This window comes from Neobacillus sp. PS3-40, from assembly GCF_030915485.1.
GTDB lineage: Bacteria > Bacillota > Bacilli > Bacillales > Cytobacillaceae > JAUZPL01.
Genome location: NZ_CP133266.1, coordinates 524,039 through 540,215 on the forward strand (window position 1 = coordinate 524,039; position 16,177 = coordinate 540,215).

The 16,177-nt window shown below is 35.9% G+C and carries 16 protein-coding genes and 1 pseudogene; 14 read left to right on the forward strand and 3 right to left on the reverse strand.

The window, feature by feature from the left end; translation table 11 throughout:
- Positions 1–10 precede the first annotated feature (10 nt).
- From RCG20_RS02625 to RCG20_RS21725, 9 genes are all read left to right on the forward strand, one after another.
- Positions 11–763 carry a phosphonate ABC transporter ATP-binding protein gene (locus RCG20_RS02625; protein WP_308182680.1) on the forward strand — a complete coding sequence of 251 codons (753 nt, stop codon included), beginning with the start codon at positions 11–13 and terminating at the stop codon, positions 761–763.
- Position 764: 1 nt separating this feature from the next.
- Positions 765–2,405: a PhnE/PtxC family ABC transporter permease gene (locus RCG20_RS02630; RefSeq protein ID WP_308182682.1), complete on the forward strand. Its 1,641-nt coding sequence runs from the start codon at positions 765–767 to the stop codon at positions 2,403–2,405.
- A 287-nt stretch (positions 2,406–2,692) separates the two neighbouring features.
- A complete protein-coding gene (locus RCG20_RS02635; protein WP_308182683.1) occupies positions 2,693–3,859 on the forward strand; it encodes an MFS transporter in 1,167 nt (388 codons plus the stop codon).
- A 107-nt stretch (positions 3,860–3,966) separates the two neighbouring features.
- A complete protein-coding gene (locus tag RCG20_RS02640) occupies positions 3,967–4,287 on the forward strand; it encodes a hypothetical protein (protein WP_308182684.1) in 321 nt (106 codons plus the stop codon).
- A 277-nt stretch (positions 4,288–4,564) separates the two neighbouring features.
- On the forward strand, positions 4,565–6,199 hold the full coding sequence (locus RCG20_RS02645; protein WP_308182685.1) for a M4 family metallopeptidase: 1,635 nt from the start codon (positions 4,565–4,567) through the stop codon (positions 6,197–6,199).
- 248 nt (positions 6,200–6,447) lie between these two features.
- Positions 6,448–7,767 (forward strand): glucosaminidase domain-containing protein, encoded by a 1,320-nt coding sequence (locus tag RCG20_RS02650; protein ID WP_308182686.1) that lies wholly within the window; start codon positions 6,448–6,450, stop codon positions 7,765–7,767.
- 47 nt (positions 7,768–7,814) lie between these two features.
- Positions 7,815–8,495 (forward strand): cell division ATP-binding protein FtsE, encoded by a 681-nt coding sequence (gene ftsE, locus RCG20_RS02655; RefSeq protein WP_308182687.1) that lies wholly within the window; start codon positions 7,815–7,817, stop codon positions 8,493–8,495.
- The gene (ftsX, locus tag RCG20_RS02660) at positions 8,492–9,385 is read left to right on the forward strand and encodes a permease-like cell division protein FtsX (RefSeq protein WP_308182688.1); all 894 of its coding nucleotides are present in this window, start codon (positions 8,492–8,494) and stop codon (positions 9,383–9,385) included. The genes ftsE and ftsX overlap by 4 nt, the downstream gene beginning before the upstream one ends.
- A gap of 625 nt (positions 9,386–10,010) precedes the next feature.
- The gene (locus RCG20_RS21725; protein WP_374120506.1) at positions 10,011–10,691 is read left to right on the forward strand and encodes a DUF1259 domain-containing protein; all 681 of its coding nucleotides are present in this window, start codon (positions 10,011–10,013) and stop codon (positions 10,689–10,691) included.
- A gap of 249 nt (positions 10,692–10,940) precedes the next feature.
- Here the strand turns inward: RCG20_RS21725 and RCG20_RS02670 are convergent.
- Positions 10,941–11,021 (reverse strand): annotated as a pseudogene (locus RCG20_RS02670) (DUF1801 domain-containing protein); the annotation flags it as partial.
- A gap of 253 nt (positions 11,022–11,274) precedes the next feature.
- Positions 11,275–12,189 (reverse strand): LysR family transcriptional regulator, encoded by a 915-nt coding sequence (locus RCG20_RS02675; RefSeq protein WP_308182689.1) that lies wholly within the window; start codon positions 12,187–12,189, stop codon positions 11,275–11,277.
- A gap of 124 nt (positions 12,190–12,313) precedes the next feature.
- Here RCG20_RS02675 and trxA point away from each other — a divergent pair, with 124 nt between their 5' ends.
- Complete coding sequence (trxA, locus tag RCG20_RS02680; protein ID WP_308182690.1) at positions 12,314–12,634, forward strand: thioredoxin; 321 nt, start codon at positions 12,314–12,316, stop codon at positions 12,632–12,634.
- Positions 12,635–12,720: 86 nt separating this feature from the next.
- On the opposite strand, the gene RCG20_RS02685 is transcribed toward trxA, so the two are convergent.
- Positions 12,721–12,885, reverse strand: coding sequence for a histidine kinase dimerization/phospho-acceptor domain-containing protein (locus RCG20_RS02685; protein WP_374120507.1), 165 nt, complete (start codon positions 12,883–12,885; stop codon positions 12,721–12,723).
- 338 nt (positions 12,886–13,223) lie between these two features.
- Between RCG20_RS02685 and thiS the strand changes: the two genes are divergently transcribed.
- The 4 genes from thiS to thiH are packed head-to-tail and all read left to right on the forward strand — an operon-like array spanning position 13,224 to position 16,166.
- Positions 13,224–13,418 (forward strand): sulfur carrier protein ThiS, encoded by a 195-nt coding sequence (gene thiS, locus RCG20_RS02690; RefSeq protein ID WP_308182691.1) that lies wholly within the window; start codon positions 13,224–13,226, stop codon positions 13,416–13,418.
- Between the two features lie 3 nt (positions 13,419–13,421).
- Complete coding sequence (thiF, locus tag RCG20_RS02695) at positions 13,422–14,225, forward strand: sulfur carrier protein ThiS adenylyltransferase ThiF (RefSeq protein ID WP_308182692.1); 804 nt, start codon at positions 13,422–13,424, stop codon at positions 14,223–14,225.
- A gap of 16 nt (positions 14,226–14,241) precedes the next feature.
- Complete coding sequence (locus RCG20_RS02700; protein ID WP_308182693.1) at positions 14,242–15,009, forward strand: thiazole synthase; 768 nt, start codon at positions 14,242–14,244, stop codon at positions 15,007–15,009.
- A gap of 2 nt (positions 15,010–15,011) precedes the next feature.
- Positions 15,012–16,166 (forward strand): 2-iminoacetate synthase ThiH, encoded by a 1,155-nt coding sequence (gene thiH / locus RCG20_RS02705; RefSeq protein ID WP_308182694.1) that lies wholly within the window; start codon positions 15,012–15,014, stop codon positions 16,164–16,166.
- The last annotated feature ends 11 nt before the right edge of the window (positions 16,167–16,177 follow it).

A 16,177-nucleotide genomic window follows, 5' to 3' on the forward strand; every position in this document is an offset into this window, starting at 1 on the left:
GTATGAAAATATGTCTTCAAATATCATAATTGAAGCAAAAAATATATCGAAACACTTTGAGCGGAAGATAGCCATATCTTCCCTTTCTTTTACCATCAAAAAAGGTGAATTGATCGCCTTAATCGGGCCTAGTGGAGCAGGAAAAACAACGTTATTAAACTCAATTGCCGGGTTAGTTTCTCTAAATAATGGTGAATTAATTATTGATGGAAAACCATTATCTAAATATAAAAGTGGAAAGCGATTTGCTAAAAAAGTGGGTGTCATTCGGCAACAATTCGATTTAATCGATCAGCTTGCTGTCATTCATAATGTCCTAGCAGGAAAATTATCACAATGGGGACTTTTCAAATCATTGTTTTCACTATTGGTACCTCAGGAAAAGGGATCTGCACTTCTGGCACTTGAAAGAGTTGGTTTGGCAGATAAAACATATGAACTAACAGCTAATTTATCTGGTGGTGAACAACAGCGTGTTGCACTTGCAAGACTGATTATGCAAAAACCAGAAATAATCCTAGCCGATGAACCAGTTGCCTCCCTTGACCCAGCAAGAGCAGAGGATATTTTAGGTATGTTGACAAAACTAGTATCTGAGGAAAAGCAAACATTGATTACAAGTTTACATTCTGTCGAGTACGCCCGAAAATATTTTACAAGAATCATTGCTCTTAAAAATGGTGAGCTTTTTTTTGACCTACCAACTGAAAAAGTAACCGATAACCTGCTCTCAGACCTTTACGTGCTTAAGGAGAAGGAATAGGATGAAAAAGCATATACCCTCTTTTCAATTGCATCGAAAATTCAGCCTTACCCTAGTTTTGATGGCAATTTTTATCTGGAGCTTGTTCTCGATTAAATGGAATGCAAATTTATTCCATTCTGGTGGTATTCCCACATTGATGCAAATTCTCCATGGCCTTTTCCATCCTATTTTGTCCCCTGCCCTATTGTTATTAGGTCTAAAATCAGCGTGGACAACCCTTGCTTACTCAGTTGCCGGAATGTCCTTAGCTATTATATATGCCTTAATTATCGGGATTTTAGCCTCAGGAACGTTAACCTCTAGCAAAACAGCCTACATCTGTTCTAAAGTTTTCTTTAGAGGTATTTTGGGATTTACACGATCTATTCATGAACTCATCTGGGCATGGTTATTTGTTACAGCTATCGGGCTTTCGCCATGGGCAGCAATCTTAGCACTTGCAATACCCTATGGTGGTATTTTAGGACGTATTTTTGCAGATATGTTAAATGATGTCCCCGTTGAACCAATTAAAGCTCTAAAGGTGACCGGTGCTTCGAGATTGCAGACATTGATTTACGGATATCTCCCTTTAGTTCGAGCAGATATGATTAGTTATACCATGTACCGTTTTGAATGCTCCATTCGTTCTTCTGCAATTATGAGCTTTGTTGGGCTTGGCGGTCTTGGGTTTCAAATTCAACTAGCACTCTCTGATTTAAAATATAACGCAGTTTGGACATTTGTTTTCTTTCTAATCGGGTTAGTTATGTTGGTTGATGGATGGAGTAATATTGTTAGGAAAGGGTTAACAGATCAAAAAAAGGCAAAAAAATTCGGATCTGGTGGCTGGATATCTTTCTACCTTACCCTCCTCATCATCACTTTGTCTTGGGTTTATATCACGATTGGCCAAAATGCCCATTTGTTTGATATATTATCCGAAAAAAATATTGAGTATTCGAAAAGGTTTTTTGGCTCATTGATCGGGCTAAACAATCCTCATCCGGCCTTTCTTGATCATAAAAGCTGGTCCGATGCGTTAAAATTAACCCTCGAGACATTAGAAATGAGTATCATGGCAATTGGTTTTGCTACAATTGCAGCATTTTTAACAGTCATTCCTGCTGCAAGAACGATTGCAAATGGGACTTTAACCTCATCGAAAAAATGGTACAACTTGCCCCTATTTGGCCTAGTTCGCATCATTTATATTTTTTCAAGATCTGTTCCAGAATTGGTTTGGGCAATGATGATTATTTTCATCTTTAAACCAGGTCTTCTACCAGGTGCTATTGCTCTTGCTCTCCATAACTTTGGGATACTAGGAAAACTTTGGGCAGAAGTAATCGAAGACATGGATCCAAGACCGATCAGAAACCTCGCTTCAGCAGGTGCATCACGATTGCAGATACTTTTTTATGGAATCATTCCGACTGTAATGCCAAGGTTTCTCACATATATTCTCTACCGCTGGGAAGTCATCATGAGAACAACCATTGTTGTTGGATTTGTCGGAGCTGGTGGCCTCGGTATGCAATTTAAGCTTAGTATGAGTTACTTCCAATATACGGAACTTACCCTGTTGTTAATATGTTACATGATTCTTGTCATCATTGCTGACTTTGCATCGGAAAGCACAAGGAAAGCAGTTAAATAAGGACTGGACGAAATTTGTCCAGTTTTTTTGTATTTTATTATGTTTGTTAATGTTTTAAAAGTGATTTGTTTCCAAATATTGTTTTCGCAGATAGTTGAGTTTTTCGCGGAAAGTTTTTATCTTTTCACGGATAAGTGCCTCTCTTAGTACTAGAGAGATAAGGTGAAAATAAACAATGTGTAAGAAAATACACATTAAAAAGTACATATTCTTTTCCGTAATACTTTTCGAACGTTATAATATCATTAAATGGTAAATACCTCATTTTTACAGAAGGAAGTGAAAAAATGACATCAAAAAAGGCATTACCCATCTTATTTCTCGTCATGTTTTTGGTCTATGTTGGATTTGGAATCATCATTCCTGTGCTACCATTTTATGCTGAGAAAATTGGGGCAACCCCTACTCAGCTTGGCCTGTTAATGGCGGTTTATTCCCTTATGCAACTGCTTTTTGCACCAATGTGGGGAAGAATTTCTGACCGGATTGGCCGAAAACCAGTCATGATGTTAGGTATTTTTGGACTTGCCATCTCCTTCTTTCTTATGGCTATCTCAACAAAATTATGGATGTTATTTGCAGCCCGCATTATTGGCGGTTTTCTATCTTCTGCCAATATGCCAACAACAATGGCATACGTTGCCGACATTACGACTCCTGAAAATCGTGGAAAAGGAATGGGCGTTATTGGAGCTGCAATTGGTTTGGGATTTGTTTTTGGGCCTGCTATTGGAGGTATTTTTTCCAAAAACAGCTTGAACCTCCCTTTTTACATTGCCGGCGTCTCAACTCTCATTACTTTAGTTCTTGTTTTCCTATTATTAAAAGAATCGTCGACAGCGGAAGGCAGACGTGAACACTCAGAGAAAAAACATTCTTTATGGCATTCCTTTAAAGGAAACCTATCACTTTTATTTATTCTCCAATTATTCATCTCCCTTTCCCTTTCAGGGTTAGAGACAACATTTGCTTATTTTGCTGCCAAAAAGGCTGGGATGGATGCAACTCAAATGGGTTATGTTTTTATGATTATGGGACTTGCTGGGGCTTTCGTTCAGGGTGGATTAATGGGCCCATTAACAAAAAGGTTCGGAGAAAACCTGGTTATTCAAACTGGCATAATTATTTCAGCCATCGGCTTTGCTTTAATTTTACTCGTAGATAATTTCACAACTGCTGCCATTTATTTAACCATCTTTGGGATTGGCAACGGAGTTATCCGCCCAAGTATTTCTTCAATATTAACAAAATCATCAACAGCTGGACATGGAAGTGCAACCGGTTTGCTTTCTTCGTTTGATTCACTTGGAAGAATCGTTGGACCTCCACTTGGAGGATGGCTATTTTCACTAGCCATCGGACTTCCTTATATTTCGGGTACAATCATCTCGGTACTAGCATTGATTCTCTTCCAAGTTTACTATGTAAAATCTAGGAAAATGGCAACTTCATAATTTCCGTAAAAGCTGGCTAATTGCCAGCTTTTTTTAATTGAATGGCATATGATTTTCGGACATGCATAAAATGGTATTCAGAGATTTTGAAATAAAGGAGCGGTAAAATGAAAAATCAATTTTCTGCATTTTTAATCCTCTTTTTCCTTATAGGTTTTATGGCATACCTTGATTCACCCTATTCCTTTCTAAATAGGGATTATTCTTATTCGCCCAGTGAACCAGTGATAGCAAAACCAATGGATCAAACTCCCTTCACTGATAAACCAGATATAGAGGAAAGATTAGAAAATAGAGAAAAGGTTGACGGTTATATCGTGGAAACGTATAGAGAATATGAAATATATAAGGATCAGAATGGAGAAGTAACGAAAAGTGTGCCAACTTCCAAAATGGATCAACTAAAATATTGGGACTATCAACAATAAGGGCCGCAAAATTGCAGGTCCTTTTGTTATCTTTATAAATTTTTGTATTTTATTAATTTTACAGTTAGGAATTTAGAACTATTTTTATATCTAGGTAGTAGATATTTGGACAATCTTTCTTATTCCAAAAATTGGATTTTATATATGAATTAAGTACCTTTTTTTGCAAATCTCTAATTTTGTGTTTGAAATCCCTTCCTATATATTGTATAAATAATCAAATAGTTCCATTATTATGAAACTATTGAAAATTACAATAACTAAAGGAGGAATTTTATTGAAGAAAAAAACTGTTTCCTTAGCACTATCTTTAGGACTGATTTTTAGTGGAATGGTTGGTGCAACTACTTTTGCTCAGACAAACAAAGTTACTAATAATTTCAGCAAAGCAACAGGTACACCTTATTTCCAAACTGGAAAACTGACCGCTCCTACTTCAAAATCACCAAAGGATATTGTCCTTGCTTATCTTGAACAAAACAAGCAAAACTTTAAATTTGGTAGTCAATCAGCCTCTCAATCTTTTAGTGTTAAATCACAGGAAGCCGATCCACTAGGTGGTACGATTCTTCGCTTGCAGCAACTATATGAAGGAGTTCCAGTTTGGGAATCCAATCAAGTAGCAAGAGTGGATGAGAACGGTGTACTCCAGTCATTTAGCGGAGTTGTCGTACCGGATTTAGATAAAAAAGATCTAAAAAGTTTTGCTAAAAATAAGTCTGAGAAGCAAGCAATCGAAACAGCTGAAAGTGACCTTGGCTACAATCCCGTGTATGAGTATGCTCCAAAAGTCGAACTAGTTGTTTATCCATCAGGAGAACAGGCCATTTATGCTTACCATGTAAATCTTAACTTCTTAAGTCCTGAGCCAGGCAATTTTCACTATTTTATAAATGCGGCAACAGGAGAAGTGGTCAACAAATATAACGCCATTGATACTGCTACTCCAAACCCTACTCTAACAGGAACGAATACAACAGGTACTGGAATTGGTGTTCTTGGGGATACAAAGTCAATCCATACTATATTATCCAGCGGGTATTACTATCTTCAGGATAATACCAGAGGGCAAGGTGTTCTAACCAATGATGGTAAGAACCGTCAAGTACTTCCTGGAACACTTTGGAAGGATCTTGATGATAATCTAAATACATCCTATGATGCTCCAGCAGTTGATGCACATTACTATGCCGGTGTAACCTATGACTATTATAAGAATGTCTTTAATAGAAATTCCTTTGATAATGCAGGAGCAGCTTTAAAATCTACTGTCCACTACTCTAGAAATTACAATAATGCCTTTTGGAACGGTACTCAGATGGTATACGGAGATGGAGATGGCACTACGTTCATCCCACTTTCCGGCGGTATTGATGTGGTAGGACATGAACTGACACATGCTGTAACTGAGAAAAGCTCTAACCTCACATACCAATATGAATCAGGCGCCTTGAACGAAGCCGTATCAGACATTTTTGGAACATTAGTAGAGTTCTATGATAACCGTAAACCTGATTTTGAAATCGGGGAAGACATCTATACACCAAATAACCCCAATGATGCGCTCCGCTCGATGAGCGACCCAACTAAATACGGTGACCCTGATCATTACTCAAAACGTTATACAGGTACTTCTGATAACGGTGGAGTCCATACGAACAGCGGCATTATCAATAAAGCGGCATATCTTATCAGCCAGGGTGGAACTCACTATGGAATAACCGTAACTGGAATTGGTAATGATAAATTAGGCGCTATTTTCTATCGGGCTAATACAACTTACTTTACATCTTCTACAAACTTCAGCCTGGCACGTGCCGGAGCTGTGCAAGCTGCAAAGGATCTTTACGGAGCAACTTCTACTGAAGCAAATACAGTTTCCCAGGCATTTACTGCAGTTGGAGTTAACTAATATTCTTAAGCATCCACTATTTTAGTGGGTGCTTTTTTGATATGTGCAGCATAGATATCGTTCCTGGAAATCATTGCCCTCTTATTGAAACAAAATTGTTAAGAAGGTGCTACAAAATGTACATTTTATTTGAAGCCCTGTTCTGTTAATATCAGAACCAAAGGTATACAAGTTACACAGGGTATATATAATTTTAATCACGAAAAAAATTATGGTCCTTAGACTAAAAAAGGAAGTATCAAAACAATATGAGTAATAAAACATTTTTGTTATTTACTTGTTTTCTTTCTTTAATTATTGCTCCTATTTCGTCAAGTGCTGAAACGGTTCATTCCAATCAACAAACACAACCACAAATAGAAAAGGTTCAACCCGATCCACAAGCACAAGTACAACAACCAATAGAAACCGCTCAACCTAATCAACAAGTTCAAACACAACTACAAATAGTAACAGATTTATCGGAAGTAACACAAAAAAAACTTATAGTCCAAGAAGAAATTGAAGCAACTTCGAAAAAAATTAAAGAATTAAATCAACAAATCATTGAATCAAATGCAAATATTCAAATAAAAAGCAACGAATTAAATGACATTAATCAGAAAATGGAAAGCTTAAAAAAGCAAGAAAAGAGAATCACTACTCTACTTACTAATAGAAAAGAAGAATTTAAAGACAGGGTATCTTCTTATTATCGAACAAAAGGTCAAATGTCTTTTTTTAATGTACTCTTTTCTATTAATAGTTTCGGTGAGTTCATCGATCATTTTGTTGCCTATGACAAAATTGTTAATCAAGATAAAAAATTTATTGAAACATACATCGCTAACCAAAATAAAGTAATTGATATTAAAGAAAATGTAGCAGTGTTACAAGAATCTACGATCAAAGAAAAAGGAGAACTAGAAGCGATAAAAACGAGCCAAGTGAACAATAAAAAGGAAAAAGAAGCGTTGTCTAGTATTCTAGAGGAAAAGAAAAAACAACTGGAAAAGGAAGAACAGGAAAAAAGATTAGCACTTGAATTGTTACAAGAAAATGGAGAGAAAATCCTTTTTTTGATCAATAATAACAGTAGTATTGATAATTATGATAATAATAGTAATGTTCAAATGATAAAAACAATCATAACTCCATTTGTGCTAGATGCCCAAAAACTACAACAGGAAAAGGGTGTTCCAGCCTCCATTACTTTAGGTCAGATCATTTTAGAAAGTTCAGGAAATTATAATGGTTTATCTGGTCTAGCTTTTGAAGCAAAGAATTTATTTGGAATAAAAGGAACAGGTACAGCAGGTTCAGTAAATTGGGATACAACGGAATATGTAAACGGACAAAAAATCGTTATAAATGCCAAATTCGCAAGATATAAAACGTATTTTGATAGTATGGTAGATCATGCAAACCTATTATTAACACCCAGATATCAAAAATATCTTAAGGATGTTACGAGTATAGTTGATTACGCACAAGGCATTTTAGACGGAGGATATGCTACTGACCCAAACTATGCAAATAAATTACTTAAAGTTATTTATCAATATAATTTATTGGAATTGGATTTATAAAGTCTAATGTGAATACAGCCCCAATTTGAAAGGAGAGTTTGAGCACATTGATACGATTTCAAGAAGTAACAAAAGTTTATCCAAATGGCGTTCATGCTCTAAATAAGATTACCTTCCATATCTCCAAAGGAGATTTTGTTTTAATTATTGGTGAGAGTGGTGCAGGAAAATCTACCCTAAATAAGCTTATAATAAGAGAAGAAAAGGCAACAAGCGGAGAAATAATTGTGAACGGAATAAATATTTCAGCTTTAAAGGATAAGAAAATTCCCTTTTTAAGAAGATCCATTGGGATGGTTTTTCAAGAATTTCGATTGTTATCCAAAATGACTGTCTATGAAAATATTGCCTTTGCTCAAGAAACGATTGGTGCACCAACTGATCACATTCGAAGCAATGTGTATCAAGCACTAGAAACGGTTGGGCTCGAATCTAAAGCAGATCATTTCCCAAAAGAATTATCGGGAGGAGAACAACAAAGAGTAGCCATTGCAAGAGCACTTGTAAACCATCCTAAAATTATTATTGCTGATGAACCTACTGGTAATTTAGATATTAAAACAGCATGGGAGATTATGAGCGTTTTTGAAGATATCAACAAACAGGGTACGACAATTATTATGACAACTCATAATAAAGAGTTTATTGAACGTACAAGTAAACGGGTTATTTTAATCGATAATGGAAGCATACTCCGTGATTATAAAAGGAAGGTGCGAACAAGTTGAAAAAGATCACTCTGTTGAATCGGCATATAAAAGAAGGAATGCATAATTTTAAAAGGAATGGCTGGATGACTGTTACTTCGGTTAGTTCCTTGGCTTTGATGCTTTTCCTAGTTGGGGTAACTTTCTTACTGCTATTAAATTTAAACCATATGACAACGAAAGTGGAAAAAAATATCGAAATACATGTATATCTTAAATATACTAATTCAAATGATCCAACATTTCTAACGAATACTATTCATTCCTTTAAACATGTATCTTCTGTCGAATTTATTTCAAAAAATGAAGGACTAAAAAGTTTTATGAAAAACTTAGGGGATGAAGGAGCAGCCTTTCAAACATTAAAAAATGACAATCCATTAGATGATGAATTGGTTGTAAAAACAGAACAGCCTCAGGATGTAACGACTGTAGCGAAAAAGATAGAAAAGCTTGCACCAGTTGATAAAGTGGCATACGCTAAAAACGTAGTTGGACCCCTGGTTACGTCAACGAAACTGGCTCGTTTGGTCGGAACTATTTTTATTATTGCGCTCACCCTCATTGCTGTTCATTCAGTCACGAATACCATAAAAATAACCGTTTTAGCTAGGACAGAAGAAATCCAACTAAGAAAATTAATAGGAGCTACAAACAATTTTATACGATTACCTTTTTTTATTGAAGGGTCATTTATCGGACTTTTAGGGGCATGTATCGCAAGCTTCCCCATCATGATTGGGTATTACTTCATTTTTACTTATTTTAAGAAATATGTAGATTTTGCATTTATTGAATTGATTTCTCCATTCCCTCTAATTCTAATTTCCGGTTCAATTCTTCTTGTTTTTGGCGCTTTAATTGGAATATGGGGAGCAACTTCATCATTAAGAAGGATATTAAAAGTTTAAAGGGATTTCTTATTAGTTGGTATTGGATTCCCTTCTTTCAAAAGTAAAATTTCTTATTTCACTTTATTATACAGAAAAACACATACTGAAATTTCGCAAAGATCGATTTTTTTTTACTTTTAAGCAGTGAAAACAACTCATTATTAGTAACTTGGATTTGTAGGGGTGATATAAGAATGGGCCAAGTTTTTTGTCATCCTTCTCCCCTTCTTCAGTTGATGATTTATTTAAGATATCAAGATTCACTAATTCTATCTCTACTTGTTTATAGATACTACCCTTCGCATTTTCAGCCTTGATAAGACAGTGTACCTACTTCAATAAATCCCCTCTTAATTTGTTACCCCCGAATTCTATGAATGTTGTACATTTAGAAGAAGGAATACCTACACCTCCTTCAATCTCAAACCATTACCTTCATTACTGCGACGTTAGTAAGAAAAAAGCAATCCCCCCTCTTTTGTGCCTTCCTTTTTATGCAAAAAAATTATTCTTCCCCCCTATTTATTGAGATCCTATTCCTTAATCCTGAAAAAAGGTGTTTGTCCTCGGTAATAAATCCAGTCGAATTTAACTTCTTAGAATAAATTGATTAGGGAGAAAACGGACAGGGAGATGTTTTAAAATGGAAAGAGAGGAATTTTGGGGAAGTTTCTTATTAGGCTCAAATAGAAATAATTTACAGGTTAATAATGAGTTCAATCAAGAACTCGAATTAAGCTCGGATAATAAAGAACGTCGCACAAGTAGAAGAAATATTACTGACCATTTTGAATCTAGCTCAGAATTAAATGAACGTCGTACTAGTAGAAGAATTATTACTGACCATTTTGAATCTAGTTCAGAATTAAATGCACGTCGTACTAGTAGAAGAGATACAAATACTGTTCATAGGAATGTTGGCGGTGTAAACACATCGAATTCAACATGCCAAGAACTCGCAGATATTATCGGTGGTATGGTCATCACATCAACTCCTGTATGTGTTGTTCAACGCCTTCGGAATATTAATGCAACAATTTTAGGTCGTCACACCCGTTCACCACTTGCCCTTCCATTTGCACTTTCCTTTGAAAACAATCAAAATGGAAAAACTCTTAATCTTGGTGAAACAGTTATCCTTCAGAAAGAAATTAATCCATTCCTATCAGCATTACGAAAAAGAGGTATTACAGTTACAGCTGTACACAACCACTGGCTTTTTGAAGAACCACGTTTAATGTATATGCATTGGGAAAATGTTGGCGATCCGTTAAAATTTGCTAGGAACAGCATTGAAGCAGCGAGGGAAGTAGGCATTTTCTAAAAGCTCGCCATTTATGAGATTTTTATAAAATTTCACAAATGGCTTATTTATTTTTGATATATAAATCTATCTCTTTTTTTGTAATCCTTCGAGAGCGTATGTCCAATTTCATTATATATTGAGTAGATAAATTATCGTTTTGGTGCTCATGGACTTAAAGGGGTAATTCATAGAAAGTTTGTTTTTTTATGTGGTGATGTCCAAAGGAAACTGCACAGAGCCTTTTGCACCTTTATATTCCGATAATTAATCCTTAAATGCAGCGATTCCACTAGAAGGTGGATAAAACCCGATATGTTTTTTAAAGAAAGCAAAATACACGAGAGTTCCCTTTCTTTTTAATCATCTTGGCCAAAGTCTACATTGTTGGAGATCTTCAAATTTCCTTGATTACTTAAAGTTCCACTTACTGTTGGCACTATAACAAAACTTACAAGTAAGAGTGTACCTATTAATTTCTTCATATCCATCACCACTCATTATTGCATTTAGCTGTATAAATACGGAAAATATTACAGCGACTATCCATAGTCTAAAATTCTTTCTAGAATTTGATTTTCATTGGAAGAATTATCCGGATTATTTACCTTTTTTTCACAATCACAGAATAATAACTATTAAACAATTCTAGTGATAAATTTTTTGTAAATTCCTGTGCCTCATGAATGAAGGCATTTAGGGCAGGACTTGTATAATCAGATGAGCTTACGGCAAGTCCTAAATTCCGGTATTTTTGAGGACTTAAGTAAGAAACAGTGACTTTAGCCAATGTTGAGGGAATTGCCATCTCTGGAAGTATCGTATTTCCAACACCTTCTTGAACCATAGCTATGATAGTGGCTATATCTCTCACTTCAAATTGAATGTTTGGATATATTCCTTGTTCCTTAAAAATAGCCTGAAGGACACGATCACATTCTTTCGGCATAATGAACGACTCATTGGCAATTTCCTTTAAATGCAAGTGTGATTGATTACTTAGTGGGTGGTTTTCCGGTAAAAAAACGACCATTTTATCTTGTAATAATGGAATAAATTCAAATTCATGATTTTCCTCGGTAACCACACCAACATCGACAACTGATAATTTAAGCCAATTTCTTACCTCTTCATAACTACCTTCATAGAGGATGATTTCTATACCTGGAAATCTTTTTTTAAATGATCCGATCATCCCTGGCAATAACTTGGCTGACATGCTTGAAATACTTCCAATTCTTAACGTCCCTGTTTCAAGTCCTGTGATTCCGGCTGCTTCATTTATTATTTTGGTTTTAATCACCATCAAATCCCGAGCTAGATTTGTGATCCGTTCCCCTATTTTGGTTAAGGTTACACCATTCCTGTTTCGGTTTAATAATTTTACACCTAACTCTGATTCCAAAGATGCCACTGCTTGGCTGACTGCTGACTGGGAGAGACCGATTTGTTCGCCAGCTTTTGTAAAACTTCCCGTTTCAACTATTTTTAAAAAAACTTCTAATTGAAATATCGTCATTAAATACCTCTTTTGCTTATATTAGTTATTCTTATATAAAACATCAAAATTATTAATTTTACTTATATTATAACCCATCATATACTACAAATAACGATAATAATAAGAAAGGTGCGAAAGTTTAATGAGCATTTTACACGCAGATGGGCAAGAAATTCCACAGGAAATCCAAACAAATAAATCAGTGCTTATTGATTGCTGGGCCCCATGGTGTCCTCCATGCAGGATGATTGAGCCCATCCTTGAGGAAATTGATCAAGAATTTGAATTGAAAATTGTAAAAGTAAATGGCGATAATAATGAGGAATTTTTAAGCAAATTTCAGGTATTAGGATTACCTACCTTATTGCTTTTTCAGGAAGGCCAGCTCGTAAAAAGGATAATTGGTTTTCAGCCTAAAGCCATGCTTCTTAAATCATTACAAAACCATGGATTAGTTGATTAAAGAGATTTATAAAGCAGGAATTTCAACAAGTTCCTGCTCCTTTAAAAATTATGTGTATGGCTGCATTTTTTAGAATATTTGCCATTCTATCTGTCCCAATTCTGAAAATTTCCAAGCCACTTCGATTGGCTTTTAATCGTCTCATCCTGATTTGCCAATAAGGCATCATAATTAGCATTTATAATGGACAGAGGGGTTTTCAATTCATGGGAAGCATCCGCAACAAATTGTTTCTGCTTTTCCCATGTCACAGCTATTGGCTAAATTGCACTGTTAGCAGCAACACCTGTTTTCTTTTTCCTTATGTTTAGGATATTTCCAAATATGTTCATCAATGTGATACCTCCATTAATTTTTATGTAAGCAGCTGTCTTACATTTATAAGGATAATCCCTCTACCTTTAGTTAACCTTTAATAGAATATCACAGGTTATATTTCACTAATAGTCAATCCTTCTCTTGACTACAATACTTACCTTTTATATAATTTGACTATATAAAACGAAGCACAAAATGGGGTACACCACCGAAAGGGTGTAGGTCCTATTTTGTGCTTTTTTTTGTGGAAATTTTGAAAGGATGTGGAAAAATGAAAGTAAATGGAACCTCTTTTGTATTGGAGAAAGAGCAATCTTTATTTGATTTTTTAATCATGAAAGAATTCAATTTGAAAACAATAGCTGTAGAACGTAATGGCGAAATTATTCCAAAAGCAGCATATAAGGAAGTTCTGCTCGAAAATGAAGACAGTCTGGAAATTGTTCAATTCGTTGGAGGTGGTTGATCTATGAAAATTACGGTAAATGGAAAAGGTATAGAACTAGCTTGTCAGACTGCATTTGAAGTACGTAACGAAATTGGAAGTCCAACAGATATTGTCATTCTAAATGGTTTTCAGATCGATACAGATTGTCAAATATCAGAGAATGATAGTTTAACCATCATACGCAAAGGGATCATGCCAAGTGAGACAGAGTTGGAAAGCATGATGATGGCAAGGCATACTCCAAATGTTCATAAGAAGTTAAAAGAAGGCAAGGTTGCCATCGCCGGCTTAGGAGGTCTCGGATCTAATATTGCGATTATGTTAGCAAGAATTGGTGTCGGACAGCTCCTTTTGGTTGATTTTGATGTTGTTGAGCCAAGTAATCTTAATCGGCAAAGCTATTACGTAAGTCATTTAGGATTGCCTAAAACAGTCGCTCTTAAGAACCAGATCGAACAAATTAACCCATTTATTAAAATAAAATCGGAAAATGTAAAGATAACAGAAAAGAATGTGAAAGATCTTTTTAATGGCTATGACATTATTTGTGAAGCATTTGATAAGCCAGATCAAAAATCCATGATAGTCAATACAGCATTGGAGCAGCTTCCTACTATTAAAATCGTTTCTGGGTCAGGGATGGCAGGCTATGACAGCTCCAATTTAATAAAAACAAGCAGACCAATGAAGCGTTTATATGTATGCGGTGATTTGGAAAATGCAGCAAGAGTCGGAAAAGGGTTGATGGCTCCAAGAGTGCAAATTTGTGCCGGCCATCAAGCGAATATGATTCTACGATTATTATTAAGTGAAGAAGCTATATAAGAGAGGGTTTTGAAAAATGAGTGATATGTTAACAATTGGCGGACATACGTTTCAATCAAGATTTATTTTAGGCTCCGGAAAATTTTCACTAGAAATAATGAAGGCAGTTATTGAACATGGTGAAGCAGAAATTGTAACACTCGCACTAAGGAGAGCAAACACAGGGGGTGAAGAAAATATCCTAGATTATATTCCTAAAGAAATTACATTATTGCCAAACACTTCAGGGGCAAGAAATGCAGAGGAAGCAGTGAGAATTGCCCGCCTATCAAGGGAACTTGGCTGCGGTGATTTTGTAAAGCTCGAAGTTATTCATGATTCTAAATATTTGCTACCTGATAACTATGAAACAATCAAAGCAACAGAAATTCTAGCCAAAGAAGGATTTATTGTTATGCCCTATATGTATCCGGATTTATATGCGGCAAGATCCTTAGTCAATGCCGGTGCAGCAGCTGTGATGCCTTTAGGTGCACCAATTGGCAGCAACAAAGGACTTAGTACAAAAGACTTCATCCAAATCTTGGTAGATGAAATCAACTTACCTATTATTGTCGATGCTGGAATTGGACGTCCTTCACAAGCATGCGAAGCAATGGAAATGGGTGTGGATGCAATTATGTGCAATACAGCAATTGCTACAGCAAATGATGTAGCTTTAATGGCAAAAGCATTTAAACAAGCGATTGAAGCGGGGCGTGCAGCCTATCTAGCCGGATTAGGAAGAGTGTTAAACTTTAAGGCAGAGGCATCTAGTCCTTTGACCGGATTCTTGGAGGATTGAGGATGAAAATTAAAAAAACAGATCATATGCAATATATGGATGGAATGGAAGCCATTGAGTCTGATTTTATGGAAAAAGTTTTAACCGCCATGAAAGAATATGATTATGATCAATATTCTAGTAGAGATGTAGAGACTGCTTTAAATAAAGCTCAGCTTTCCATTGAGGATTATGCCGCCATATTATCCCCTGCGGCCATGCCTTATTTGGAAGATATGGCAAGAAAAGCAACAGCAGAAACAAGAAAGCATTTTGGAAATTCTGTTTCTCTTTTTACCCCTTTATACATTGCAAATTATTGTGAAAACCAATGTGTTTATTGCGGATTCAGCATTACAAATAAAATAAATCGGGCAACTCTTTCTATGCAAGAAGCGGAGGATGAACTTAAAGCCATTGCTGCAACTGGATTAAAAGAGATTTTATTTCTCACTGGGGAATCTCGATTAAAATCGGGTGTTGAGTATATTGGAGAAACTATTAAATTAGCAACCAAATATTTTTCAACCATCGGGATTGAAATCTATCCGTTAAACACAGAAGAATATGCATTTTTGCATAGCTGCGGTGCAGATTTCGTATCCGTTTACCAAGAGACCTATAATACGGATACATATGAATTGGTTCATTTAAGAGGATCAAAACGAAGTTTCCCCTATCGTTTTCATGCCCAAGAGCGGGCATTATTAGGTGGACTGCGCGGTGTTGCATTTGGTGCACTGCTAGGATTGGATGATTTTCGAAAGGATGCGTTCGCAGCTGGCTTACATGCACTTTTAATCCAACAAAAATATCCGCATGCAGAGATTTCTTTCTCTACGCCGCGTTTAAGGCCTTATATTAACAATGCTGAAAATAATTCAAAAGATGTGCATGAAAAGCAGCTTCTACAAGTAATGCTTGCTTATCGCTTATTTATGCCTTATGCGGGAATTACTATTTCTACAAGGGAACGAGCAGGATTTCGAGATCATGTTATCGGAATGGTTGCTACGAAAATGTCAGCAGGCGTTAGTGTTGGTGTTGGTGGCCATAGCGAAGAACAAAAAGGAGATGAACAGTTTGAAATTTCGGATGAACGAAATGTGAAAGAGGTTCATCAGATGATTCGTAGCAAAGGGTTACAGCCTGTTTTTACTGATTACATTAGAGTCTAGGAGATCGGGGT